This window comes from Granulicella aggregans (genome assembly GCF_014203275.1).
GTDB lineage: Bacteria > Acidobacteriota > Terriglobia > Terriglobales > Acidobacteriaceae > Edaphobacter.
This window is the reverse complement of the sequence record NZ_JACHIP010000001.1, coordinates 207,934-231,287: the sequence shown is the minus strand read 5'-3', so window position 1 is coordinate 231,287 and position 23,354 is coordinate 207,934. Positions and strand designations below refer to the sequence as shown.

The 23,354-nt window shown below is 61.2% G+C and carries 25 protein-coding genes; 12 read left to right on the top strand and 13 right to left on the bottom strand.

What is annotated here, in order from left to right; genetic code table 11:
• The first annotated feature begins 10 nt into the window (after positions 1-10).
• Genes HDF16_RS01015 through HDF16_RS01005 form a run of 3 tightly spaced genes read left to right on the top strand, consistent with a single transcriptional unit; the run spans position 11 to position 3,054 of the window.
• Positions 11-502 carry a DinB family protein gene (locus HDF16_RS01015; protein WP_184213283.1) on the top strand — a complete coding sequence of 164 codons (492 nt, stop codon included), beginning with the start codon at positions 11-13 and terminating at the stop codon, positions 500-502.
• On the top strand, positions 499-903 hold the full coding sequence (locus tag HDF16_RS01010) for a CoA-binding protein (protein ID WP_184213281.1): 405 nt from the start codon (positions 499-501) through the stop codon (positions 901-903). The genes HDF16_RS01015 and HDF16_RS01010 overlap by 4 nt, the downstream gene beginning before the upstream one ends.
• 39 nt (positions 904-942) lie before the next feature.
• Positions 943-3,054, top strand: coding sequence for a protein-disulfide reductase DsbD family protein (locus HDF16_RS01005; protein WP_184213279.1), 2,112 nt, complete (start codon positions 943-945; stop codon positions 3,052-3,054).
• Positions 3,055-3,182: 128 nt separating this feature from the next.
• Here the strand turns inward: HDF16_RS01005 and HDF16_RS01000 are convergent, their stop codons facing one another.
• On the bottom strand, positions 3,183-3,641 hold the full coding sequence (locus tag HDF16_RS01000; protein ID WP_184213277.1) for a VOC family protein: 459 nt from the start codon (positions 3,639-3,641) through the stop codon (positions 3,183-3,185).
• A 134-nt stretch (positions 3,642-3,775) separates the two neighbouring features.
• Between HDF16_RS01000 and HDF16_RS00995 the strand changes: the two genes are divergently transcribed.
• Positions 3,776-4,441, top strand: a complete 666-nt coding sequence (locus HDF16_RS00995) for a hypothetical protein (protein ID WP_246408550.1) — start codon at positions 3,776-3,778, stop codon at positions 4,439-4,441.
• Between the two features lie 98 nt (positions 4,442-4,539).
• On the opposite strand, the gene HDF16_RS00990 is transcribed toward HDF16_RS00995, so the two are convergent.
• From HDF16_RS00990 to HDF16_RS00975, 4 genes are all read right to left on the bottom strand, one after another.
• The gene (locus HDF16_RS00990) at positions 4,540-5,874 is read right to left on the bottom strand and encodes a replication-associated recombination protein A (protein WP_184213275.1); all 1,335 of its coding nucleotides are present in this window, start codon (positions 5,872-5,874) and stop codon (positions 4,540-4,542) included.
• Positions 5,871-6,686 (bottom strand): TrmH family RNA methyltransferase, encoded by an 816-nt coding sequence (locus HDF16_RS00985; protein ID WP_184213273.1) that lies wholly within the window; start codon positions 6,684-6,686, stop codon positions 5,871-5,873. The genes HDF16_RS00990 and HDF16_RS00985 overlap by 4 nt, the downstream gene beginning before the upstream one ends.
• A gap of 9 nt (positions 6,687-6,695) precedes the next feature.
• On the bottom strand, positions 6,696-7,190 hold the full coding sequence (locus HDF16_RS00980; protein ID WP_184213271.1) for a GNAT family N-acetyltransferase: 495 nt from the start codon (positions 7,188-7,190) through the stop codon (positions 6,696-6,698).
• 101 nt (positions 7,191-7,291) lie between these two features.
• On the bottom strand, positions 7,292-7,891 hold the full coding sequence (locus HDF16_RS00975; RefSeq protein WP_184213269.1) for an HAD family hydrolase: 600 nt from the start codon (positions 7,889-7,891) through the stop codon (positions 7,292-7,294).
• Between the two features lie 105 nt (positions 7,892-7,996).
• Between HDF16_RS00975 and HDF16_RS00970 the strand changes: the two genes are divergently transcribed.
• Both HDF16_RS00970 and HDF16_RS00965 read left to right on the top strand, forming a co-directional pair.
• Positions 7,997-8,641: an L-threonylcarbamoyladenylate synthase gene (locus HDF16_RS00970; RefSeq protein WP_184213267.1), complete on the top strand. Its 645-nt coding sequence runs from the start codon at positions 7,997-7,999 to the stop codon at positions 8,639-8,641.
• A 48-nt stretch (positions 8,642-8,689) separates the two neighbouring features.
• Positions 8,690-9,358: a YdcF family protein gene (locus HDF16_RS00965; protein ID WP_184213265.1), complete on the top strand. Its 669-nt coding sequence runs from the start codon at positions 8,690-8,692 to the stop codon at positions 9,356-9,358.
• Positions 9,359-9,375: 17 nt separating this feature from the next.
• On the opposite strand, the gene HDF16_RS00960 is transcribed toward HDF16_RS00965, so the two are convergent.
• On the bottom strand, positions 9,376-10,308 hold the full coding sequence (locus HDF16_RS00960; protein WP_184213263.1) for a DUF92 domain-containing protein: 933 nt from the start codon (positions 10,306-10,308) through the stop codon (positions 9,376-9,378).
• Positions 10,309-10,417: 109 nt separating this feature from the next.
• Between HDF16_RS00960 and HDF16_RS00955 the strand changes: the two genes are divergently transcribed.
• The gene (locus HDF16_RS00955) at positions 10,418-11,776 is read left to right on the top strand and encodes a YncE family protein (RefSeq protein ID WP_184214102.1); all 1,359 of its coding nucleotides are present in this window, start codon (positions 10,418-10,420) and stop codon (positions 11,774-11,776) included.
• 77 nt (positions 11,777-11,853) lie between these two features.
• On the opposite strand, the gene HDF16_RS00950 is transcribed toward HDF16_RS00955, so the two are convergent.
• Both HDF16_RS00950 and HDF16_RS00945 read right to left on the bottom strand, forming a co-directional pair.
• Positions 11,854-12,720 carry an anti-sigma factor gene (locus HDF16_RS00950; protein ID WP_184213261.1) on the bottom strand — a complete coding sequence of 289 codons (867 nt, stop codon included), beginning with the start codon at positions 12,718-12,720 and terminating at the stop codon, positions 11,854-11,856.
• Complete coding sequence (locus HDF16_RS00945) at positions 12,717-13,262, bottom strand: RNA polymerase sigma factor (RefSeq protein ID WP_348641201.1); 546 nt, start codon at positions 13,260-13,262, stop codon at positions 12,717-12,719. Before HDF16_RS00945 ends, HDF16_RS00950 begins: the two co-directional genes overlap by 4 nt.
• Before the next feature lie 253 nt (positions 13,263-13,515).
• Between HDF16_RS00945 and HDF16_RS00940 the strand changes: the two genes are divergently transcribed.
• Positions 13,516-14,298: a TlyA family RNA methyltransferase gene (locus HDF16_RS00940; protein ID WP_184213257.1), complete on the top strand. Its 783-nt coding sequence runs from the start codon at positions 13,516-13,518 to the stop codon at positions 14,296-14,298.
• A 20-nt stretch (positions 14,299-14,318) separates the two neighbouring features.
• A complete protein-coding gene (locus HDF16_RS00935) occupies positions 14,319-15,170 on the top strand; it encodes an NAD(+)/NADH kinase (RefSeq protein WP_184213255.1) in 852 nt (283 codons plus the stop codon).
• A gap of 158 nt (positions 15,171-15,328) precedes the next feature.
• Here HDF16_RS00935 and HDF16_RS00930 read toward each other — a convergent pair whose 3' ends face one another.
• The 4 genes from HDF16_RS00930 to HDF16_RS00915 are packed head-to-tail and all read right to left on the bottom strand — an operon-like array spanning position 15,329 to position 19,791.
• The gene (locus tag HDF16_RS00930; RefSeq protein WP_348641200.1) at positions 15,329-16,078 is read right to left on the bottom strand and encodes an ABC transporter ATP-binding protein; all 750 of its coding nucleotides are present in this window, start codon (positions 16,076-16,078) and stop codon (positions 15,329-15,331) included.
• Entirely contained in the window at positions 16,071-17,177 is a 1,107-nt protein-coding gene (locus HDF16_RS00925; protein ID WP_246408548.1) for an ABC transporter permease, read from the bottom strand. The genes HDF16_RS00930 and HDF16_RS00925 overlap by 8 nt, the downstream gene beginning before the upstream one ends.
• Positions 17,174-18,508 (bottom strand): ABC transporter permease, encoded by a 1,335-nt coding sequence (locus tag HDF16_RS00920; protein WP_184213253.1) that lies wholly within the window; start codon positions 18,506-18,508, stop codon positions 17,174-17,176. Before HDF16_RS00920 ends, HDF16_RS00925 begins: the two co-directional genes overlap by 4 nt.
• Positions 18,508-19,791, bottom strand: coding sequence for a Fe-S-containing protein (locus HDF16_RS00915; RefSeq protein ID WP_184213251.1), 1,284 nt, complete (start codon positions 19,789-19,791; stop codon positions 18,508-18,510). Before HDF16_RS00915 ends, HDF16_RS00920 begins: the two co-directional genes overlap by 1 nt.
• A 175-nt stretch (positions 19,792-19,966) precedes the next feature.
• On the opposite strand from HDF16_RS00915, the gene HDF16_RS00910 reads away from it, so the two are divergent.
• The 3 genes from HDF16_RS00910 (at position 19,967) to HDF16_RS00900 (ending at position 22,143) form a co-directional block, all read left to right on the top strand.
• Entirely contained in the window at positions 19,967-20,836 is an 870-nt protein-coding gene (locus HDF16_RS00910; RefSeq protein WP_432432232.1) for an RNA polymerase sigma factor, read from the top strand.
• A gap of 48 nt (positions 20,837-20,884) precedes the next feature.
• The gene (locus HDF16_RS00905; protein ID WP_184213247.1) at positions 20,885-21,388 is read left to right on the top strand and encodes a hypothetical protein; all 504 of its coding nucleotides are present in this window, start codon (positions 20,885-20,887) and stop codon (positions 21,386-21,388) included.
• Between the two features lie 116 nt (positions 21,389-21,504).
• Positions 21,505-22,143, top strand: coding sequence for a DUF3106 domain-containing protein (locus HDF16_RS00900; protein WP_184213246.1), 639 nt, complete (start codon positions 21,505-21,507; stop codon positions 22,141-22,143).
• Positions 22,144-22,291: 148 nt separating this feature from the next.
• Here the strand turns inward: HDF16_RS00900 and HDF16_RS00895 are convergent, their stop codons facing one another.
• Positions 22,292-23,269 (bottom strand): KpsF/GutQ family sugar-phosphate isomerase, encoded by a 978-nt coding sequence (locus tag HDF16_RS00895; RefSeq protein WP_184213244.1) that lies wholly within the window; start codon positions 23,267-23,269, stop codon positions 22,292-22,294.
• Positions 23,270-23,354 lie beyond the last annotated feature (85 nt).

Genomic DNA, 23,354 nt, shown 5'->3' with positions numbered 1-23,354 from the left:
CGAACGGAAGATGGCGGTTGATAACCAGAGTGCGGAAGTCGTAAAGGAGCTGCTCGCTCTGCTTGAAGGGAAGCAGGCGCATGCGGACTTTGAGAAGGCAGTGAAGGACTTTCCCGTGGAGCTTCGCGGGGTCGTGCCGGAGAAGCTACCTTACTCGGCGTGGCAGTTGGTGGAGCATCTGCGGATTACGCAGCGGGACATACTGGAGTTCTGCGCGCCGCCTACGGGCGGGTACCAGCCCATGGAGTGGCCGAAGGCGTACTGGCCGGAGTCTGCGGAGCCACCGTATCCGGGATCGTGGGACCAGACACTGGCGGCGATTCGTTCGGACCAGAAAGCGTTTGAGGCGCTGTTGCAGAAGCCGGGAGTGGATTTGTATAAGCCGTTTCGATGGGGCGATGGGCAGAACCTGCTGCGCGAGGCGATGCTGATCGCAGACCACAATGCGTATCATCTTGGGGAGTTGGTGGTGCTGAGACGGCTGCTGGGGATCTGGAAATGAACGAGCCGGAGACAATTCGTGATTTCCTGAATGCCAAGACGATTGCCGTCGTGGGCCTCTCGGCAGATTCGGAGAAGCCAAGCCACTTCGTGTCGGAGTACATGCAGCGGCATGGGTACAGGATCATTCCGGTGAATCCTGCTGCGGACACGGTCCTGGGCGAAAGGAGTTATGCGTCCCTGAGCGAGTTGCCGGAGAAGCCGGACCTGGTAAATGTCTTTCGTGGCGCGGCGGTGATTCCCCGAATCGTGGAGGAGATGGCGCAACTAGGTTTTTGTAACCTTTGGGTGCAGTTGGGGATCATAAACGAGGAAGCTGCTCTGAAGGCTGAGGCCAACGGCATGCATGTCGTGATGGACCGCTGCATCATGGTCGAGCATCGGCGTGCGGGGCTGGCCTAGTCTCTCTGGATTTCAAGATTCAGCCTACAATCGAGGTTCATGAAGATTCGTCGCTATCTCTCCATCTTGTTCGTCGCGATGTGTGCGATTGCCGTGTCGGCGCAGGCTCAACTTACTGCGATTGGCGATGGCGGCCCTGGTCCGGTGAAGGCGCAGCACCTGACGGCTGAGCTGGTGACGCTCGGGCAGACGATCGCTCCGGGCAGCACGCTGCAGGCCGGCCTGGTGCTGACGATGGAGCAGCACTGGCACGTTTATTGGCTGAATCCAGGAGATGCGGGTGAGCCGCCGCATATCAAGTGGACTTTGCCTGCGGGGTTGACCGTTGGGCCGCTGATGTTTCCTGCTCCGAGCCGGCTGCCACTTGGGCCGCTGATGAACTACGGCTATGAAGATACGGTCGCGTATCCGTTTACGTTTACTGCCTCGCCAAAGATGAAACAGGGCCCTGTGCATGTCGATGCGCTGACCGACTGGATCGTGTGCGCGCAGGTGTGCATTCCGGGAAAGGCGCATCTTGGGTTGAGTTTGACGGTTGGACCTGCGGGGGCACCCATTGCTCCTGCGGGTGCACTGGGTGAAGCTTTGAGCCTGCTTCCTAAGCCTCTGCCTGCCGATGCGCAGGTGACCGTGACGGGCGGGAAGAAGCAGCTCGCGATCACGCTGAAGAGCTCGTCGATTACAAACCTCCATCTGGATGATGTGGAGTTTTATCCAATCGACGAGGAGCAGGTCGCCAATGCGGCGGACCAGGTTGTGACGGCAACACCCGATGGATTCCAGATGCGGGTGGTGCGGGCGGATGAGAAAGAGAAGCTGCCGAAGGAACTGCACGGGCTGCTGAAGATGTCGGATACGGAGTCGTATGAGTTTACGGCTGCGGTGGTGCCGGGTGTGGTGGAAGCTGCGCCGGTGAAGCAGGCTGCGGCTTCGGGCGTGACGACGCTGGGGGCGATTGGGCTGGCGTTTATCGGTGGCATCATTCTGAACCTGATGCCGTGCGTCTTTCCGGTGCTGTTCCTTAAGGGGCTGGCGCTGGTGCAGTCGTCGGGCGAGGAACGGAAGGCGCTTCGTAGTCACGGGCTGGTCTACACGCTGGGGATCCTAGTGTCGTTCTGGGCGATTGTGGGCGTGCTGCTCATCTTGCGCGCGGGCGGGAGCCAGGCAGGGTGGGGATTCCAGTTGCAGTCGCCGGCGTTCATCGTGGTTCTGGCCTCGTTTATCTTCTTCTTCGCGCTGTCGCTGGCGGGAATGTTCGACATTGGCTTGTCGCTGACGAGCGTTGGCGGAGAGCTTGCTCAGAAACAGGGTTATACGGGAAGCTTCTTCACCGGCGTATTGGCGACGGTAGTAGCGACTCCTTGCACGGCTCCGCTGATGGGAGCCGCGATTGGGTTCGCTCTGGTGCAGCCTGCATGGATCACGTTTGCGATCTTCACGGCGCTGGCGCTGGGGCTAGCTACGCCGTATCTGCTGTTGAGCTTCCAGCCGGCATGGACGAAGATTCTGCCTCGGCCCGGTGCCTGGATGGAGGTGCTGAAGCAGTTGACCGCAGTGCCGCTGTTCGCGACGGCTATCTGGCTCGCTTATGTGTACGGCAGCCTCAATTCGGGTGGAGCGGCCAGTCCGAGCGAGGGAGTCTATAAGCTGTCGTTGCTGCTGGGATGCTTCCTGGTGCTGGCGGTTGCAGGATGGGTGCTGGGCAAGTGGCCGGCTAAGTGGGGCAGTTTTGCTGCGGCAGTGGCGCTGATTGCGCTCGCTCTGGCTGTGCCGCTGTATCAGCCGAAGGATACGAATCTGGTATGGGCTCCTTACTCGCAGGGGGCTCTGGATGCGGCGCGCAAGGATGGCAAGCCGGTATTTATCGACTTCACGGCCGCCTGGTGTTTGAGCTGCCAGGTGAATGAGAAGCTGGTGCTCCATGCTGCAGATGTTCAGAAGCAGTTGAGCGACAGGAATGTTGTACTGCTAAGGGCTGACTGGACGAAGTACGATCCGGAGATCACGAAGGAACTGGCTTCGCTGGGGCGCAGCGGCGTGCCGACCTACGTGATCTATCCGAGTGCGAAGGACGCGGCGCCGGATGTGCTGCCGGAGTTACTTGAAAAGGGCCTCGTGTTGGACGCGATCAAGCGGGACGCGGCGAAGTAGGTCTGCTTGATCGAGAAAACGCTAGTGTGAGCGGTTTACGTCCCACCCATGCTCTGCCACCCCAGCGAACAAAAACGTTCGCCGGGGACCCCGGACGCCGCATGGATGGGGCACCCGAGCATTTCGAGCTAGGCGCGGCCTTCGAAGTAAGCGTCCGAGGCGATCTTGATCTGCTCGTCGCTGAGCTGGGCCTTGGTCTGGCCCAGTGACCAGATGTGGCCGTAGGGGTCGACGAGCTGGCCGTAGCGATCTCCCCAGAACTGATCGGCAAGCTCCATCTTGATGAGAGCGCCGGCGGCTACGGCGCGCTCCCAGAAGGCGTCGACATTTTCCAATACAAGATGCAGGGTGATGGGCGAGCCTCCGAGGGCTTCGGGCACCATGGACTGGCCGCCCATCATGCCGGAAAAGTCGTCAGAGAGCATGATGCTGCCGCCGTTCACGAGCAGGTGGGCGTGCGAGATCTGCTGCATGGGGCCTGCGGTGTGGCGGGTCAACTCGATGGCGTCAAATGCGGTCTTGTAGAAGTCGATGGCTGCGGCGGCGTCGGAGACGACGAGATACGGGATCAGGGGCGGATACGCCATAGCGAAACCTCATAAAGAAAATTATCTTCAACCTACCACGCCTGCGTGGGTCGCACATACGTCGAACCAGCAGCCGCTTCCGGACGCTGGAAGCTGCAAGCAGGCCCGTGCAGACGACGTGTAAAGGAGATGCGATGAAGAGCGCGAAGATTCTCAAAGGTACGGTGCTTGCTTTCACCTGCGCCATGATTCCGATAGCGATAGCCCCGTTGGCGGGGGCCAGGACCAGTAAGCCGATTGTGCCGACTTACGTACTGCAGGCGCACACAGTGGCCGTGGTGATTGACCCTGACGCGGGTATGTCCCTGGATAATCCGCAAGCCAATGAAACGGCTCGGAAGGATGTCGAGACGGCACTTGCGAATTGGGGTCGCTTTACAACGGTACTTGGGCCGGAACAGGCTGACCTGGTGATCGTGCTGCGGAAGGGTAACGAGAAGGCGGTCAGTGAGACGGTGCCGGCACCACGGCAGAACAGTCGTCCCGGTGTGATTACTCCGACGCAGGATGGGATCGGCATCGGGGGGCAGCAGGGGCAACAGCCGGGAGGCATGGGAGGTGCTGGGGACGGACCGGCCAATGGTACTAGAGGGTCCGCTCCACAGCTTGAGGTTGGGAAGACGGACGACTCCTTCATTGTTTATGCGGGCAATGTGGATCATCCGCTGGATGGTAATGCTGGGTGGCGCTGGGTCAGGAGAGAGGGGTTGCATTCGCACGATGTTCCTGCTGTGGTGGAGTTCAGGAAGGCTATCGAGGAAGCGGAGAAGCAGGCGGCGAAACAGGGGAAGCATCCGTAGAGAGAGAAGAACAAATGCGGGGGTCTCTCCACTTCGCCGCGCGATGAGACTGCGCGACTCCGGTCGAGATGACGGGATTTTTGGGGGTACAAGCGGAGCTACTCACGTTTGGCGGATTTAATGCGGGCTATCTCTTCCATGCGCTGGGCGAGGGCGCGCTCGCGGCCTTCGTTGGTGGGGTGGTAGTAGCGGCGGTTGGCGAGGCTCGGTGGCAGGCACTGCATGTCGGCTACGCGGCCTTCTACGTCGTGCGCGTATTGGTAATTCTTGCCGTAGTCGAGGGACTTCATCAGCTTGGTCGGCGCGTTGCGGAGATGCAGCGGGACGGGCTCGGCGGCGGTCTTTTCGATGTCGGACTGAACTGCGGCGTAGGCGGTGTAGACGGCGTTCGATTTTGGCGCTAGCGCGAGATAGACGACAGCTTGGGCGAGGGCAAGATTGCCCTCGGGAGCGCCGAGGAAGTGCATCGCGTCGCGCGCGGAGAGGCAGAGATTTAACGCCTCGGGTGCAGCGAGACCAATGTCTTCGACGGCCATGCGAACGACGCGGCGGGCGCAATACATCGGGTCTTCGCCTGCCTCGAGCATGCGGCCCAGCCAGTAGAGGGCGGCGTCGGGGTCGGAGTTGCGGACGCTCTTGTGCAGGGCGGAGATGATGTCGTAGTGCTGCTCGCCTTTTTTGTCGTAGAGCAGGACGCGGCGCTGCATGGCCTCGGAGACGAGGGCCTTGGTGAGCGTGGTTTCGCCACGACCTTCGGCTAATTTAGCTGCTACGTCGAGAGCGTTGAGAGCATTGCGGGCGTCGCCGCTGGTGTAGGCGGCGATGGTGGCGAGGGCTTCTTCATCCGTGGTTATGCCGGACGCTCCGAGGCCGCGTTCGGTGTCGGCGAGGGCGCGTGTGAGGAGGCCGATAACCTGCGATTCAGAGAGGCCTTGGAGGGTGTAGACGCGGCAGCGGGAGAGCAGCGCGGCGTTGATCTCGAAGGAGGGATTTTCAGTCGTTGCGCCGATGAGGCGGATGGTGCCGCGTTCGACATAGGGGAGGAAGGCGTCCTGCTGCGCCTTGTTGAAGCGATGGATCTCGTCAACAAAGAGGATAGTGCGGGAGCCCATATGGGAGGCGCGTTCGGCGTCGACCATGACCTGCTTGATCTCCTTGATGCCGGAGAGGACGGCGGAGAACTCGATAAAGCTGGCCTGGGTGCGGTGGGCGATGATCTTGGCGAGAGTTGTCTTGCCGGTGCCGGGAGGGCCCCAGAAGATCATGGAGGTGGGATCGTCGTGTTCTATCGCAAGACGCAGCGGCTTACCTGGACCAAGCAGGTGATCCTGGCCGACGTACTCTTCGAGGGTGCGGGGGCGCATGCGCTCGGCGAGCGGCGTGGTGCGCGGGTTGGCGGCTGCTGCGATTGGCGATGTGTCGAAGAGGCTCATGCTTTGGTCTTCGATGATGCGGCGCGTTGCTGCGCTGCTTCATAGAGGAGCAGCGAGGCAGCGATGGCGGCGTTGAGGCTCTCTACGCGACCGGGGCAGGGAATCGTGACGAAGATGTCCGCCAGTGCGAGGAGTTCATCGGAGAGGCCGGAGCCTTCGTTGCCGATGAGGATCGCCGTTGGTTGCGATAGATCGGCTTTGTGGGCTGGGATGACTTTGTAAGCATCTTCGGCGACGGCAGCGGCTATCTGGATGCCTTGGGACTTGAGCGAGGAAAGGTCTTCGAGCGTGGCTGCGACGACGGGTGTCCGGAAGACGCTGCCGGCGGAGGCGCGCAGGGCCTTCTGGTTCCATGCGCTGACGGTGCCGGGAGTGGAGAGGATGCCGGTTGCGCCGAAGGCTTCGGCGGAGCGGATGAGGGTGCCGAGGTTGCCGGGGTCTTGTAAGCCTGCGGCGACGACAATGAGGGGAGTTTTTTCGAGGACGGCATCGAGTTTGTGCACGGGCGGGACGAGGAGGGCGGCGATGCCCTGCGGGGACTGGGTTTCAACGACGCTGGCGAAGATGTCGTTGGCCAGCCAGAGGACTTCTACGCTCTTCGGAACTGATCTGGGGAGTTCGCGGCGCTCGCTGATGAAGATGGTCTTGAGTACCATGCCGCTGCGCAGGGCTTCGTTGAGGAGGTTATCGCCCTCGATGGCGACGAGGCCGCCCGAGAGGCGTGCCTGCCCGGCGAAGGCGGCGCGGAGTTGTTTGATGCGGGCGTTGGAGCGGCTGGTAATGACTGCGCTCGCGCTTTCGGAGAAGGCCATCTCCCAAGTTTACGCGCCTGTTGAGTGGCGGGCGTGGTACTCGCGGTCGAGGATGGACATGAGCGTCATGGAGTAGAAGTGGCCGTCGCGGAAGGCTGCTTCGCGGAGGACGCCGTCGACAGCAAAGCCGAAGGTGGCGTAGACGTGTTTCGCGCGCGGGTTGGTCTCATAGACATCGAGGAAGAGGCGGTGGGCTTTGTACTCGTTGAAGACGCGGTTCGCGATGAAGTGAAGGAGCTGCTTGCCGTGGCCCTGGCCGGGGGCGGAGATGACGACGCGCTTGAGTTCGATGGATTGGTCGGTGGATGCGACGCCGAGGAGGATGGCGTAACCGACTACTTCCTGCTCGTCGTCTTCGACTACGAGGTAGGCGGAGTCTTCGTCGGCGAAGGTTTTAGCGTGTTTGGCTTCGGGCCAGGTGCCGATGAAGGTGTGGAACTCGTGGCGGTGTTCGAGGCGGACGATGTGCGGGATGTCTTCTTGCTTGGCGTTGCGAATATGCATTGAGGGATTTTATGTGTCGGAAAGTAGTTCGTGCTTTGCCCGAACCCCGACCCATCGCGTGAAGCACCGGCGCGATGGATGGGGCACCCGGATTTGGGTGGCTATCGTGCGGCGCGGACTGTGGGGGAGTCGATCTTGACCCACTGCATTCCGGCGGCTTCGGCGGAGGCGATGCCGGGGTCGGCATCTTCGAAGACGAGGCAGTCTTCGGGGGCGATGCCAAGGAGGTTGGCGGCTTTGAGGAATGGCTCGGGGTCGGGCTTGCCTTTGGTGTACTCGCCGGCGCAGACCAGAAGATCGAAGCGGTCGCGGATGCCGAGGGTGTTGAGCGAGGCTTCTACGGAGCGGCGCGGTCCGCCGGAGACGACGGCAAAGGGAATCTTGCCGTAGCTGTGCTCGATATGTTCGAGAACTTCCGGTATCCCCTGTAGCTGCGGGAGCATCTCGACGAAGAGCGCTTCCTTGCGCCGCAGGACTTCATCGACGGGCATGTGGAGGTTGTTTACTTCGTTGAGCGCGCGAATGATCTCGTCGACGGGGCGACCGCCCCAGGCGTAGAACTGCTCTTCGGCGAAGGCGCACTCCCACTCGCGAAGGGCTTTGCCCCAGGCGACGAAGTGGAGGGGCATGGAGTCGACGATGGTGCCGTCGCAGTCGAAGAGATACGCCTTGAAAGGGTAGTCGGGGATGGCAAGCTTCATGTTGTTATGGTCTCAGATTCGGAGCACGCAGGACGAGGCCGTGGCCGATCAGTGCCAAGGGCGATATGCTAAGGTTCTGGCTTGACGCCCAACAAGGAGTAGCGATTGACGGCTGAAATTTTGCGGATTCATCCCGACGAGCCTGAACCGGCGCTCATCAAGACGGTTGTGGATAGCCTGAACATGGGCCATGTCGTCGCGCTGCCGACGGATACGTTCTATGGGCTTGCGGTCGATCCGGTCAATCTACGCGCGGTCGATCGAATCTACGAGATCAAGACGCGTGCTCGCCACAAGCCGCTTTCCCTGCTCATCTCCGAGGTGGCGCAGGCCTATGAGCTGGCGCGAGGCTTTGACTCGGCGTTCGACCGGCTCGCTGAGAAGTTCTGGCCGGGGCCGCTGACGATTATTGTCAAGGCCGGCGGCAAACTGCCGCTGCGGGTGACCGCGAATACGGGCAACGTGGCGTTGCGTGTGCCGGAGGCGGCGATCTCGCGGGCGGTGGTAGCCAAGCTAGGGCTGCCGATTACGGCGACCTCCGCGAACCTGAGCGGCTTCCCGGAGTGTACCTATGCGAACTGCGTGCGGGACCAACTGGGCGACCAGATTCCGTTGATTGTGGATGGAGGCCCAACGGCGCGGGCCGTCCCGACGACGATTGTGGATCTTTCGGGCGGCGGGAACTCGTGGATGATCGTGCGCGAGGGAGCCATTGCAACCCACGAGATTGCTCTGGCGCTGCAGCATTAGAGGCGTAGCTGGTCAAGAGCTCTGAACTTATACTCAAGGCTTACCTGAATGACTTCTCCCATCCGTTCAACTCGAAGCCGCGCCTCCGGGAATTTTCTGCGGAGAGTGATTGGCGTTGTTTTGCTGGTGGCGCTTGGCTGGTTTGGCTGGGTGTATCTGCAGATCGACATGGTGGCTCGCGAGGACCATGCGCAGGCAGCGGACGCGATCGCTGTGTTTGGGGCGGCGGAGTATTCGGGGCATCCTTCGCCGGTGCTCCATGCGCGGCTGGATCATGCGGTAGCGCTCTATAAGCGGCAGATTGCTCCGCTGGTGATCACGCTGGGCGGTGGCGGGGATAAGGACTCCGGCACGACCGAGGGTGGAGTCGGCAGGGACTATCTGCTGGCGAACGGTGTTCCGTACGACAAGATCGTCGCGGAGACGCGGTCGGTCGACACGGAGCAGCAAGTGCAACGGCTGGCGGCGATTGCGCAGGCGGATGGGTTGGAGAAGATCGTGGTGGTGTCGGATGGCACGCACCTGTTCCGCATTCGGGAGTTGTGCAGGTCCGCAGGGCTGAATGTGTATACGTCTCCTCGTCCGAGCGTGGGGCATGTGAGTGATTTCGAGATGCTTCGACGCTACGTACACGAGATGTTGAGCTACACGTCGATGCGGTTGAATCTCCACGCGAGCTGGATGCACCGGTGGCTGGAGAATAAGGACGAACTCTAACTTCGCGGATTCCGGCCCTAGAGCCTTGTTGAGAGGATCGGATAGAGCAGGACGTGAGCGGTCCAGGCGACTATGGCCGCAAAGACAGTCGACGCGAAGTTGACGAGATCGTTATTGAGCCAGCCCTTGCGCTCGACGGTCGCTCCAAGGATGCTATCGAAGATCAGGCCGCCGACGGCTCCCGCGAAGATGCAGAGCGCGGGGCCGTACGTGTAGGCGAAGGGGCTTGCCATGATGACGAGCATAGCGCCGAGCATCCCGGCTAGAGTCCCAGCGACACTGACTCCTCCATCGGTTCCTGGCGGGACCGGGCGACCTGATGTGATGAGGATCGTCGCCCCTAGACGAGTGCTGGCGAGCGCCTGACCGACCTCGGAGGAGACGGTATCGGCGGTGGCCTCGGCCAAAGCCGCTACGCAGGCGGCGAGGCCGAAGGTCGAGATAGGAGTTCCGTGACGACCTGTCGCAGCGAGCAAGCCAGCCGCACCAAGATTGGCGATAACCTGGGAGGCCCGTCTGCCGCTTCGAAGTTCCGCGACGCCGAGTGATTCTTTGCGCGACCTGCCGAAGCGGGTTGCGGCAAAGGTGAGGATGAATAGCGCGATCAAAGAGAAGATTGCGGAGTTTTGAGCGTCGAAGCCATCCGCCTGCCGCAAAAGCAGGTTCATGCAGATGACACCGCCCATAGCGGCGGCGGGTGCGGTGGCGGAGCGGATGAGCCAGACGAAGAGGGCGAAGACGACGCTGAAGACGCAGGCGGCGTAGAAGGATTTGTGGAACGGCCCGGCGGCGTGCAGACGCCACGATTCGACTGCCAGCTTGAGGATCAACAGGATGCCGACGGCACCGGTGAGCAGGTCGCTCTGCTTGCGGTCGCGCGAGGCAGGGACAAGCTTCAGACCTCCCGGTGGGACAACGGGTTCGGTGCCAACGATGGGTCGGTCGGTCATTTCACGCTTCATGCCACGGCAGTCCTGTTCAGTGATTTACAATCGTGACTTGAGCATAGCCAACACCAGCGGTACCGTGGGAGCACTTTTGCAATTAGCAGGGAATCAGATGTCGGCAGGGAACCAGGTGTCGCAGAGTTCGCGGCCAGCAGCCACGCGTTATGGTCGTCGCACGGCAGTAGCGGCACTTGCCATGAGTTTATTGGCTGTTGCAGGATGCGGAAATAACTATCGTCCGGTCATTACGGCGATCAATCCGGTGGGACCGGCAGGCCAGCCGACGAAGTACGCGGTGGCTATCTCCGATCCGAACCTGGGTGACGTGAACGGTACGCTGCCCGGGCTGGTGACGTTTGTCGACTTCTCCGGCGACACCGTGCTGATCACGGCAAACATCGGCGTTAAGCCCTATTACCTGATCCTCGGGGCGAGCGGATCAACCGGTCTGACGCTGAACCAGGATGGAACAGTGAACTCCTTCGGGATCTCGACGAGTCTTCTGTCGAGCGCCGTCTTGCAGACGACTCTGCTGGCGACACCCGCAGACAAGCCGCTTCCGGCGAGCATCTTCCCTCAAGGAACATATACCTATATCACTCAGCCTGGGCGTAGCTCTGTGGCTGAGCTTTCGGGCAGTCCTTTGACGCTACAGCAGGAGCTTGCGCCAGTCGGCCCAACCCCGGTTTATATTGCGGGCGTGGCTTCGGCACCGCGGATCTACGCGCTCAGTCCGAGCGCGACGACCGGCTCTTCAGGGACGGCATCGGCGATTGAGACCGCTGGGAATACGATCACTACCTCGTTGCCGACCGGCGTGAATCCGGTTTACGGCGTAATGACTGCGGATGCGCGACGCGCCTTTGTCATGAACCAGGGTTCAAACAACGTCTCCGTGATCGACGCTCAGAACAATCAGCTGGACACGGGCGTGACCAACGGAATCATCCAGGATCCAAACGCCGTTGCTCCGATCTGGGCGGACTTTGCGCCGACGCTGTCGGAGTTGGTCGTTGCGAACGAGGGAACGGGTTCCGATAACGGAAGCGTGAGTATCTTCAGCATCCCGCTGTGCTCGGCGCTATCGCCGACCGGCAATCCGAATTGCAACGTAAATAATCCGATCGATGCTACGGGCTTCGGCAAGCTGGTAGCGAACGTCCAGGTAGGCAAGAATCCTCTGATGGTGGGCGTGCTGCAGGACGGCACCCAGGCCTATGTCATCAACCAAGGGGACAGCACGGTCTCGGTGATCAATCTGAAGACGAACACGGTGTCGGCGACGATCCCGGTTCCTGCAACCCCGAACCCGACCTTCCTGGCAGTGACGACGGGGACACCGACGGGCAAGGTCTACGTGACGTCAACGACCTCCAAGTTCATGACCGTGATTCGTACGGATACGAACCAGGTGGATACGACGATCTCACTGCAGGGATATGGTATCCAGGTGAGAATGACGGCGCAGTAAGTTTTACGTTTTGAGTTAGAAGCAGAAGAAGGCCATCCTCGCGGATGGCCTTCTTTGTTTGAACCTGACTGGCTTAGTTATTCGCCCTGCAGGACGATAGGTGGCGTTGGCTTCAGCGAGCCGCCCTGGTCCTCGATGGTGATTCCGAAGGCCTTGGCGATGATGCCCTTCGGGATCTCCGGCATGATGACGGTGGCATCACCATGCGCGTCGGGGACGAAGGTGCCCGCAGGGACGGGGCTGCTTCCGTCTGCTGGGATGATCCAGAGTTCGTAGGTCTTCAACGGTTCAAGAGGGTCGAGGTTGCTCGCAGTGAAGAGCAGCGCGCCCTTGCCTGCCACATAGGAGGCCCGACCTACGGGCGTCGTCTTCGTGGGTGTCCTCACGAGGGTGACGCGCATCGCGTCCGGATCGGTAAGAGCGCCCATGATGGCGCGTTCTTTCTCTGAGGACGCTGATAGAGATGCCATCTCAGAAGCCTGCTGAGCGACGGCGGCGCGCAACTGGTCTCGATCACGATAGAGATCGGTTGCCAGGATCGTAACTCCCGCAGCAACTGCCCATCCGATCCAACTAACCCACGGAAGCACTCGCGCGGCGGAGGTATGCTGAGCAGCGACCTCGCCGTCCATGGAGATGTGGTCTACGAGAGGGCTGCCGAGATCCTGGTGCACAGGCCGGTCGAAGGGGATGATCTTCTTCTCGCGGGCGACCTGGGTCATGAGTCTCTGGCGGGCCGGTGGAGGGGGGGCGACCATCTCCGCAGTGACGGCAAGAGCGGCGAGGTCTCCACGAAGCAGGGCGATGGCGTCGGTACAACCGGCACAGACTTCCAGATGGGACTCGATGGCTTCGGCCTCCTGCTCAGTCAGGAAGTGCATCGCGTAGAGCGCGAGATCATCGTGTTCGACATGATTGTTTACGTTCTGATTGTCTACGCTCATGACTGGAAGGCCTTTCTCAGCGTGAGGAGCGCGCTGCGGATGCGAGTTTTCACGGTACCCAGGGGGTCGCCAGTCATCTCTGCAATCTCGGAGTGAGTCAGGCCATCGAAGAAGGCCATCTCCAGGGTCTTGCGTTGTTCCGCGGGCAATTTGTGGATGACGAGCCGGGCTTTCTCCATCATGACGTTCCGCTCGGCCTCGTTGCCGAGGTCGCAGGGCGAGGCAAGAGCCACGTCTTCGACGTTCTCTGTGGGCCGCCTTCTGCGCAAAGCATCGATCGAGCGGTTCCGCGAGACGACTGCAAGCCAGCCACCAAGGCTACCTCTTGTCGCGATGAAGCTATCGGGATTTCGCCAGACCTGCATAAAAATTTCCTGTAATACATCTTCTGCCGCAGCCGGGTCGCGCAGCACCCGGAGCGCGACGGAGTAGACGACCTTCGAATATCGGTCGTACAACGAAGCCATGGCTCGTTCATCACCCCGCTGAACGAGTGAGAGGAGATGAGCGTCCTCCTGCATCGACGGTGGAGGGATGTTCAACAAACCCGTGTCTCTGTACATAGGAACGCACCCACAAAAGGATCGGATTGCCTTGAAATCTGCAAAGACGTGCAACGTCTGCAACTTCGGTTATCGAAGAGATGACGCAAAGGTCACGTGTGTGTCAGCAACCAGACCATGATAACTGCAATCGTTGGAAGGCGTTATAGAAAGTGCGGCAGTGTAGCCTTATCCAAGCGCTCACAGAGCGCGGTTTAGAGGAGATAAGGGTATTCGTGATACAGCGAACAAGATGCGGCTCGACAAGCTGCTGGTAGAGAGCGGCCATGTGGTGTCGCGGGAACGGGCGCAGGCGATGATCATCGCTGGACGCGTGCTGGTCAATGAGCAGCGCATCGATAAGCCCGGAACGTCGGTTGCCGCCGACGTTACCATCCGTATGCTGGGCGACGATTTGAAGTACGTGAGCCGGGGTGGGTTGAAGCTCGAGAAGGCCCTGGAGCACTGGAAGATTGATGTCACGGGGCTCGCCTGCATCGATGTGGGAGCCTCAACGGGAGGCTTTACGGACTGCATGCTGCAAGCTGGAGCCCGCAGTGTGTTGGCGGTGGATACCGGCTATGGACAGATCGCCGAGAAGTTCCGGAATGATGAGCGCGTAACGCTACGCGAGCGGACGAATGCAAGGCTGTTGAATGAAGGCGAGTTGGTGCGTGAGGACGCTGCCGATACTCCCGTGTTTCTTGCGATGGACGTCTCGTTCATCTCGGCGACTCTGGTGCTGCCTGCTGTGCTTGGGGCCCTCGCACTGCCTGGCGAGCGCTGGCGAGGAGAGGTGGTCGTGCTGGTGAAGCCGCAGTTTGAAGCGGGGCGCGAGAACGTAGGCAAGGGAGGGATCGTGCGCGATCCCGACGCGCGAAAGTATGCGATCGAGCGAGTGTGGGAGTGCGCGGAGTCGCTGGGAGGAACCGGGCTTGAGGTGATCGATTCGCCGATACGCGGGATGGAGGGCAATCATGAATATCTGCTTCATGTGTTGTTCACGGGCACCGAGGTTGACGTGCAGAGGGACTGAAAGCCGTTACACTAATGCAGATGCACCTGGCCGCTATCATCTCAAAACCGCAGAAGCCTGAGCTCAGGACGATCCTTCCTGATCTGATCGCGTGGCTCGCCCGCCGTGGGTACAACTCCATCGTTGACCCGGACAGCGCGCACTACATCGATGCCTCGGACCCGATTGATCGCGAAGAGATGCCGGAGCAGAATCCCGATCTCGTGATCGTGCTGGGGGGCGATGGAACGCTGCTCTCCGCAGCGCGCGCGTTCGCCAAAACGACGGTTCCGATTCTCAGCGTGAACCTTGGGTCGCTGGGTTTTCTAACCGAGATTCCGCTCGCCGAGCTTTATACAACGCTCGAAGCATGGTGCGAGAACTGCGCGGGGATTGAGCTGCGCAGCATGATGCGCATTGAACTCTTCCGCAACGGCCAGCTCTACCAGAAGTGGGACGCGTTGAACGACGCGGTCGTGGCGAAGGGCGCGATCGCCCGCATGGCGAACTTTATCGTCGCGCTGGATAATCAGTTTGTGGCTTCGTTCCGCGCGGACGGCGTGATCGTCTCTACACCGACTGGTTCTACTGCTTATAACCTTGCGGCGGCGGGACCGATCGTGATGCCGAGTGTCGATGCCATGATGGTGACACCGATCTGTCCGCATCTGTTGACGATTCGTCCGATCGTGGTGCCGGGAGAGTCGACGATCAGCGTGCATCTCGAGGGTGTGCCGAGCCAGACCTTCCTGACAGTGGATGGTCAGGAGGCGGTGGAGATTCATCGCGGGGACAGCATCAGTTGTTGTAAGTCCGAGTACAGCGTCAGGCTGCTGAGACTGCGGCCGAACGGGCTGTTCAATGTGCTGCGGTCGAAGCTGAAGTGGGGTTGAGTTTGTGGCGAGACCCACTCATCGCGTGAGACAAGAGCGCGATGAATGGGGCACAGGTTTTGGGTGGGTTCTAACTAGGACAAAGGCGAAATGCGGGGGTCTCTCCACTACGCCTCGCTTCGGTCGAGATGACGGCTTTGAGGTGGGGTGGGTTCAAGTTAGCGCTGCAGGCGGATCATCCTTGACGACGACGTGGGGTGGCAGAAGACCTTGCCGTGGCTGAGAGCGATCTTGCGTTGCGCGAGCGCGGCCATCTCCGGGTCATGCGTGACCATCACGATGGTGTGGCCGTAGCGGTGAAGTTCGCCGAGAAGGTTCGCGACGATCTTCTGGTTGGCGGCGTCAAGATTCCCCGTCGGTTCATCAGCCAGCAGGATCGGGGGATTGTTGATCAACGCGCGGGCAATGCAGACACGTTGCTGTTCGCCGCCGGAGAGCTCGCTGGGTAAGTGCGAGATGCGTGCGCCGAGGCCGACCTTCTCAAGCGCGACGCGGGCTTCAGACTCGTCCGTCATGGAGTGGAAGTACTGCGCGAGCATGACGTTCTCGATCGCCGACAAATAAGGAATGAGGTGGAACTGCTGGAAGATGAAGCCGATCTTGTCGGCCCGGAAACGGTCTAGTTCGGTCGCGGACATGGAGGCAACGTCTGTGCCGTCGATCTTGAGCGTGCCGCTGGTGGGGCGGTCGAGGCAGCCGAGCATGTTGACGAGAGTGCTCTTGCCGGAGCCGGACGGGCCGGTGATGGCGACCCACTCGCCGGAGTTGATGGCGAAGGTTGCAGAGTCGAGGGCGCGGACGACGTTGCCGTGGCTGGCATACTCGCGCGTCACTGCGTTCAGCGAGATGACGGATTCGGTTCCGGGGGTCGACAACGTCTCTTCGAGCACTCGCACGTTCTTATTCACCCTTCAGGAGCGCGGCTGGTTGCAGGCCGCGCAGGACGCGGGCGGGGAAGAGAGCTGCCATCACCGCGATCGCCATGTTCAAGAGTAAGACAAGTGGAAGGACTTCGATGCGCGGCAGCGATGCGGTGCCGAAGTTTGTCTCGCTGATCGCCCATGCAAGCGCGGAGCCGATGATGTATCCGGCGATGACTCCCGCGAAGGCGAGGAGCGCAGCTTCTAGCAGGAAGAGGCTGATGAGCTGCGATTGCGAGCCGCCGAGTGCCTTCATAAGAGCAAAGTCGCGGCGGCGTTCGAGGACGCTCGCCGAGAGCGTCGCCAGCACCGAGACCCCGACGGTAAGCGCGATGAGCAGCACGGCGGCGTACATCAGCGTGTGGGTGCGGTCGACGATGCGCGACTCACCTTCGACGAGCTGGCGGACGGGCTGAACCTGCATTCCGGGGAGGGCGGACTTGAGGCCCGTTATGGCGGCGTCGATCTTCTGCGCGTTGCCGGAGATCTGGACTTCGATGACGCTGGTAGTTGTGCCTGTCCATGCCGTGAAGGCTGGGAGAGGTATGTAGATGCGGCTGTCTTCATCTCCGCCGGTCTTGATTCGCCCGGTGCCGTGAAGAGTGAGAGGCTTGCCTGCGAAGGTGAGCTTGACGGCATGCTCGTCGGCGATAAAGTTGGCGGCGCGCTGGCCTATCAGTGCGGCTTGCGTGTCGGATGGATCGGGCCATGCGCCGTTTTCAATCGCCCATGAGGCATCAAGCTTCTTGACCGCGGCGAAGTCGGTGCCGGCGACTACTACGGGAGTGCCTCGATCGGTGGTGGCTATGGCGTAGGCGAAGGGCGCGACGAGAGCATCGCTACCTGCTACCTGCCGCACTTTGGCTAGAGCATCTTGCGGCAGAGCACTGGATGCTGGCGCGGTGATGACGATGTTTGCGCCGAAGCTGCGGAACTCGTGGTGGAGCTTGGCGTCGAGGTCAGCGTAGAGGGTGAGGAGGGCGGTGGCAACTCCCGCCGACACGGTTAGGGCGACGAGCGCGGAGAGGCTACGGGCGCGGCGATGGATCAGCGACCGGCGGAGGATGGTGCTCATGCTGAGCGTCATGCGTCCGCTCGCAGGATGGATGAGGGGTCCATGCGCAACGCCTGCCGGATAGCAGGGGTGCTTCCGGCGATGGCGACGATGAGAGCGAGGCCGACGACGATGGGCAGCAGCACGGGATTGAGGACCGTTGCGATGTGGATCGAGGCGAAGGTGGTCGCGGTGCCAGTGGCGAAGATCTTTGCGCCTAGCCACGCGGCGAGTGAGGAGCCGATGAGGTAGCCGCAGGCTCCCGCGAAGACCGCTAGCAGGCCGGTCTCGGAGTAGAACAGGAGGGCGATGGCGGAGCGGCTGGCACCCAGCGAACGCATGAGGCCGATCTCGGCCCGGCGTTCGAGGATGGCGGTTGCCATGGCTGCGGAGACGGCGAAGCCTGCCGCCAGCAGGGCTGCCGCGCTGATCAGCCACATGAGGCCACTGATGCGGGAGAGGACTGTGCCTTCGCTCTGCTCGACCTGGCGAACCTGTTCGGCGTTCGCTCCGGGGATGGCCTCGCGGATCTGGTAGGCGATGGAGTTGGCGTAGGGGCTGCAGTACCAGAGGTCGTGTTTCTTGCCGGTGAGCTTGTCGGGGTCGGAGCGGGCGAAGGCGTCCTCGGGCTTGGTGCGGGCGGAGATTTCTACTCGGGAGACGGCATTGTCCGCACCCAATCCACCTTGTGCTATCTGAAGGGGGACCAGAACTTCATTGTCTGTATCGTCGCCAGTCGAAACGATACCAACCGCGCTCGCTTGGCCATGGCCATCGACCGCTTGCTGTGTCGGGCCATTCAGGATGAAGCCATCTCCGACCTTGAGGTTGAGACGTTTAGCCAGGGACGCACCGAGCACGACCTGAAATGTGTCACTTCCCTTGAAAAGTTGCGGCCATTGCCCGGTTAGCTTCCACCAAGGATGAAGTTGTGGAGCGCCTGTTCTAAGTCCGCCGAGATCATGATCAAACCATAATCCACGCTCTTTGACCGGGATTGGAGCGGAGTTCATATTTCCAACTATCGCGACGGAGTCGACGCGGAGTTCTGGACTTACACCGGTGATATTGTTTGCCCAGAAAATTCCCCTCAGCTTGATGAGGTCACTCTCGTGGAGGTAAGCCCCACCGTTGGCAGGCTTCAGATTCACGCCACCGACCTTGACATCGAGCGAGTCCGCAACCGGCGTCACGACGATGTTTGCCCCGTAGACCGCCAGCTCCTGGTGAATCCGGTCGCCGATGGTCGTGGCCAGCGCCAGCATCGCGGTCACCGCCGTAGTGCCGAGCAGGATGGCGACTCCGGCCAGCAGCTTGCGGCGGCGCTGGCGGCGAAAGCTCTCGTAGAGGAGGCGGAGGAACATTACTTCTTGAACACGTCAGTCAGCGCCTTCAGGTCGACGGCGGCGATGGTCACCTGGCCTCCGGCGATGGTGGACTTCAGAGGGACCGGGTTGCAGCCGCCGGGCTGGCCCATCGACGCGGCGTTCAACGGCGAGGCGCACATCTTGCAGGTGATGCCCTGGCTGCCGATGTAGAAGCCGACCGGGCCGCAGATCTGGCAGGCATCGGCGACGGAGACGAGGTTGCCGTCGGGCTTCTTGAAGAGGAGGAAGCGGATCTCGCGGCTGCCGCCGTTGCCGTCGTCCACCATGACGCCGTAGCGGTGGAGCTTATCGTCGTTGATGTCGGCGACGGGAACGGTGACCTGGCTGCCGACGAGGGTGACGGATGCGGTCGGACTGAGGGCGGTGGTGCTCTTGGCGTAGATGAACTCGGCGGTCGAAAGGAAGATGAAGAGGAAGCTGGTGCCGACGACGAGGTTCATCCACAGCTTTTCGCGGCGGGCGGTCCAGGCGGCCTTGCGCTTGTCGGATGCTGAAGCATCAGCGGGCAGGACTGCGGGGACGCGGCGCTTGTACTCCATCAGCACCATCAGGCCGGCCAGCGCGAGCATGGTCACGAAGAAGAAGAGGTCGTTGCGGACGATCGGGCCGATGAGACGCATCTCAGCCGCGCTGGAGGGGAGGACGCCGTTCTCGGAGAGTTCGTGAAGCCCGCTGACGATGAGCTGGAAGGTGACGAAGTAGAGGATCACCGTGGTGACCTTGAAGAAGCGCTGCAGGTTGATCTTGACGCTGCCGCGGATGAAGAGCACGCCGAAGACAACGGCCACGGCGATGCCGAGCAGGGTCCCGGTAAAGCTGAGAATCTCGGTGGAATTCAGAGACACGGCGGAGAGGATCAGGACGGTCTCTACGCCCTCGCGCAGGACGAGGAGGAAGACGAAGAAGAAGAGGCCGAGCTTCGAGACGCCCTTTTCACTGCTCGCGCCGGTGAGGTTGGCGATCTTCGTCTCGATGTCGCCCTTCATGCCGCGGGCGGTCTTCTGCATGAACCAGATCATGCTGATAACAAAGGCGGCGGCGGCGAGCATGACCCAGCCTTCGAAGATGTCCGAGTTGAACTGGGTGCGCGCGATGACGACCGCGACTCCGACAGACGCTGCAACAGCGGCGCCGAGCGCCCAGAAGACGGTTTTTTTCAGCTCCGTGCGGCCGATTTTACCGAGGTACGCGAAGATGATGCCGACGATAAGAGCGGCTTCAACGCCTTCGCGGAGAGTGATGATGAACGCTTGAAACATTTCTAAGCCTCGGTTCGGACGCGATCGTGGCGTGAACAACTGGACACGCTGTTTGGCTCATAGAGTCAACCTCTTGATGTTATATGCGACTACTTTGGTCGTCAATTGAGCTGGCCGGTTTGTGTGATGGGAGCCAAGGACTTTCCGATGATTAGAATGGTAGGGAGTCATGGCCCTGTCCTCATCCAAACCCGATTCGGCGAAGCGGTCCCCGCGCGGAGCGGAGTCCGATGATTTCGGCAAGGCGGATGGAACGGCCAGCGAGGACGAAATTCCGGACGAGATTCTGGACGAATCGGGGGAAGAGTCGGAAGATTCGAGCGCGGAGACGCAACAGGACGAGGATTTTGGGGTTACACCGGGTGAGGGCGATGACGACATGGCTACCCTGGCTGTCAATCCGGATCTTGGTAATGGGCGGTCGCCGAACGCGCTGCCGGTGCTGGAGTTCCTCCGCAGCGATCGCGGCTACGAAGGCATGGAAGACTCCGAGGTGATGTTGCGGCTTCGGGCCGGCGATATGGCGGCGTTCGACTACCTGCTGGCGCGGTATCGCAGGCCGATCATCCACTTCATGTACCGGATGGTGCATAACGAGTCTGTTGCCGAGGAACTGGCGCAGGAGGTCTTCCTCCGCGTCTACCGCTCACGCGAGAGCTACCGGGCAGAGGCCAAGTTCAGCACCTGGCTCTACCGGATCGCGACCAACCTGGGTGTGAATCATGCCCGGGATACACGCCACGAACGGGCCGCTTCGACCGTCTACCTGGATGAGACGGACGAGGAGACGGGGACGTCGGTGGATGTAGCCGACTCGACCCCCGGCGTTGAGGACAAGATTCTGCGGCGCGAGCGGATGGCCGCCATCAAGCAGCATGTGATGGCTTTGCCGGAGCGGCAGCAGATGGCGGTATTGATGCACAAGTACGAAGGTATGGACTACAAGCAGATTGGCGAGGTGTTGAAGCTGAGCGAGTCGGCGACCAAGTCACTGCTCTTTCGGGCGTACCAGACGCTGCGTGAGAAGTTGAAGGACTTTGTTTAGAGATTGGGATTTGGGTGGCAAGTGACCGCCCGGTTGGGAGTGGAAATTATGAGCTGCAAGAATTACCAAGACGAGTTGGCGGAGAGTTTGTTTGGCGGAACGGCTTCGGCTGAGCTGACGAAGCACATCGCGGAGTGCGCGGAGTGTGCCAAAGAGGCGAAGGGGCTGCGGGCCACGATGGATCTGCTGGATACGTGGAAGGCTCCCGAGCCGTCGCCTTACTTTGACCAGAAGATGACGGTGCTGATGCGCGAGGAGCAGGCGAAGGCTCCAGCGGGATTCTTTGAGCGGATGCGGGAGTATCTTCTGTTGAGCACCGGCCGGCAGTTTCGTCCCGCACTTGCGGGAGGGCTGGCCCTGGCGCTGCTGCTTGGCGGCGGCGGATATGCTGGGGTGACTGTACTGACACAGCAACACCAGCAGGTGCAGGCTTCGGCGGCGGTTGACGATCTACAGATCCTCGACCGGAACGAACAGGCGATCCAGCAGATGGATCAATTGCTGGACGACGATGGGCCGGGTCCTGATGGCTCGGACCAGCCGGCGAGCTGATGGATGTTCCGGTGGGAGCTGTTCGATTCGGATAGGTACTGCGGCACTGGTTTGATTTCCCCTGATTTGCTTTCCCCTCGACGGGGTCTTCTGAAGGAGTTTCTGGTTACAGAGTGATGGCGGTTTCGATCTCAACTCGCGCAGGTGTATCCGCGATACTGGCGGCGGTGCTAATAACCGCCGCCGGCTGTGCGTCTGCTGCTGGCGGGCAGGCTCCGATTGTGAGGCAGGCGCCTGCGCCGCAGTCGGCGCCCGGATCTCAGCCGCCATCTGGACCGAAGCCGACGAATCCGTACAAGGAGCATCTTCCGGAGTGGATGGATCGGCACCGCGACCTGACGCCGGAACAGCAACAGCAGGCTCTCAAGAGCGAGCCTGGGTTCCGCCAGCTTTCTGCGGATACCCAGCAGCGCATGCTGAACCGGCTGGCGCAGTTGAATGCCATGGCGCCCCAGCAGAGAACGCGAGTCTTAGAGCGGGCCGAAGAGATGGAACATCTCAACCCAGGCCAGCGCCAGCAGGTACGGGGAGCGATGGCGGAGTTAGGTCGTCTACCGGCTGATCGCCGAAAGATCGTGGCGCGGGCGTTCCGCGATCTGCGAGTGATGCCTCTGAACCAGCGCCAGGCTTATCTGAGTTCTGAATATCTGCATCGGGAGCTGTCGCCCCAGGAGCGAGTGACCCTCGGCAACTTGATGGCAGTTGAGCCGCTGCTGCCGCAGACGAACCGCCTCATGGTTCCGCAACCGCAGTAGTTCGGATGTGTATTCTGCCGACGCTCTCTAGAGCGTGGCGAAAAGGTTCGAGCAGTTGGGGTGATGTGAGCCTCGTCGGGGTCCTTCGACTTCGCGCTGCGCGCTTCGCTCAGGATGACGGATCTAGGGCAGGTCTTGGGTTTTGGAACTAAGCGATCTCCAGCGCCCAGATGTCATGCAGATGGACGACTCCGAGCACTTCCCGCGTCCCTGCATCGGTGACGATAAGCGAGGTGATCTTCTTCTGCTCCATTAAGGCGAGCGCGGCAGGTGCGAGCGTCGTCTCCGCGATGGTGACGGGGTGGGGATTCATGATCTCGGCGGCGGTGTGTTCGAGCGCATGGGGACCTTCGCGTTCGAGCAGGCGGCGGAGGTCGCCATCGCTGACGATGCCGAGGAGTCTGTCGTTAGACAGAACGGTTGTCATGCCGAGCTTCTTGCGCGACATCTCGTAGATGACCTGGGTCATTGGCGTATCGGCGGAGACGTGAGGCAGGGCTTCGCCCGAGTGCATGAGATCGCGGACCGGCGTCAGGCGGCGGCCGAGATGCCCGCCGGGATGAAGGTTGGCGAAGTCTTCCGGCTGGAAGTTGCGGCGGCGGCTAACCTCGATGGCGAGTGCGTCGCCGAGCGCGAGCATGACGGTGGTCGAGGCTGTAGGCGCCAGGTTCAGAGCGCAGGCCTCTTCCGTAATGCTCGTGTCGAGCGTGATCTGGCTGGCTGCAGCAAGGGTCGAGCCGAGCGCGCCGGCGAAGCTGATGAGCGGCACACCGAGGCGCTTGAAGACAGGAATCAGGCGGAGGATCTCTTCGGTCTCGCCGCTGGCGGAGAGGGCGATGGCGATGTCACCCGGCGTGATGATTCCCAGGTCACCGTGCAGGGCTTCGGCGGGGTGAAGGAAGAGTGCGGGCGTTCCGGTAGAGGTGAGCGTGGCGGCGATCTTTCGGGCGATGAGGCCGCTCTTACCCACTCCAAGGAGGATGACGCGGTGTTTCGTCTCGCAGCAGGCGGCCAGGAGGTCGACGGCGCGGGCGAAGGGCTCGGACATGGCGGAATCGAGGCGTTCGGCGAGGGAGAGCAGGGCGCGGGCTTCGACGCGGACGAGATCAGACGGGCTGGAAGACATCGAGGTCGATGCTAGCAGAGCGATGCTGTAGTCTCCCACCCGGGCTATAGAGTTTGTATCGTCAGATGTATCCTAGGCACCGATT

Coding starts and splice junctions, on each gene's coding strand:
- HDF16_RS01015 (WP_184213283.1), top strand. CDS start 11: ATGGCGGTTGATAACCAGAGTGCGGAAGTCGTAAAGGAGCTGCTCGCT.
- HDF16_RS01010 (WP_184213281.1), top strand. CDS start 499: ATGAACGAGCCGGAGACAATTCGTGATTTCCTGAATGCCAAGACGATT.
- HDF16_RS01005 (WP_184213279.1), top strand. CDS start 943: ATGAAGATTCGTCGCTATCTCTCCATCTTGTTCGTCGCGATGTGTGCG.
- HDF16_RS01000 (WP_184213277.1), bottom strand. CDS start 3,641: ATGGCGTATCCGCCCCTGATCCCGTATCTCGTCGTCTCCGACGCCGCC.
- HDF16_RS00995 (WP_246408550.1), top strand. CDS start 3,776: ATGAAGAGCGCGAAGATTCTCAAAGGTACGGTGCTTGCTTTCACCTGC.
- HDF16_RS00990 (WP_184213275.1), bottom strand. CDS start 5,874: ATGAGCCTCTTCGACACATCGCCAATCGCAGCAGCCGCCAACCCGCGC.
- HDF16_RS00985 (WP_184213273.1), bottom strand. CDS start 6,686: ATGGCCTTCTCCGAAAGCGCGAGCGCAGTCATTACCAGCCGCTCCAAC.
- HDF16_RS00980 (WP_184213271.1), bottom strand. CDS start 7,190: ATGCATATTCGCAACGCCAAGCAAGAAGACATCCCGCACATCGTCCGC.
- HDF16_RS00975 (WP_184213269.1), bottom strand. CDS start 7,891: ATGAAGCTTGCCATCCCCGACTACCCTTTCAAGGCGTATCTCTTCGAC.
- HDF16_RS00965 (WP_184213265.1), top strand. CDS start 8,690: ATGACTTCTCCCATCCGTTCAACTCGAAGCCGCGCCTCCGGGAATTTT.
- HDF16_RS00960 (WP_184213263.1), bottom strand. CDS start 10,308: ATGACCGACCGACCCATCGTTGGCACCGAACCCGTTGTCCCACCGGGA.
- HDF16_RS00955 (WP_184214102.1), top strand. CDS start 10,418: ATGTCGGCAGGGAACCAGGTGTCGCAGAGTTCGCGGCCAGCAGCCACG.
- HDF16_RS00950 (WP_184213261.1), bottom strand. CDS start 12,720: ATGAGCGTAGACAATCAGAACGTAAACAATCATGTCGAACACGATGAT.
- HDF16_RS00940 (WP_184213257.1), top strand. CDS start 13,516: ATGCGGCTCGACAAGCTGCTGGTAGAGAGCGGCCATGTGGTGTCGCGG.
- HDF16_RS00935 (WP_184213255.1), top strand. CDS start 14,319: ATGCACCTGGCCGCTATCATCTCAAAACCGCAGAAGCCTGAGCTCAGG.
- HDF16_RS00925 (WP_246408548.1), bottom strand. CDS start 17,177: ATGACGCTCAGCATGAGCACCATCCTCCGCCGGTCGCTGATCCATCGC.
- HDF16_RS00920 (WP_184213253.1), bottom strand. CDS start 18,508: ATGTTCCTCCGCCTCCTCTACGAGAGCTTTCGCCGCCAGCGCCGCCGC.
- HDF16_RS00915 (WP_184213251.1), bottom strand. CDS start 19,791: ATGTTTCAAGCGTTCATCATCACTCTCCGCGAAGGCGTTGAAGCCGCT.
- HDF16_RS00905 (WP_184213247.1), top strand. CDS start 20,885: ATGAGCTGCAAGAATTACCAAGACGAGTTGGCGGAGAGTTTGTTTGGC.
- HDF16_RS00900 (WP_184213246.1), top strand. CDS start 21,505: ATGGCGGTTTCGATCTCAACTCGCGCAGGTGTATCCGCGATACTGGCG.
- HDF16_RS00895 (WP_184213244.1), bottom strand. CDS start 23,269: ATGTCTTCCAGCCCGTCTGATCTCGTCCGCGTCGAAGCCCGCGCCCTG.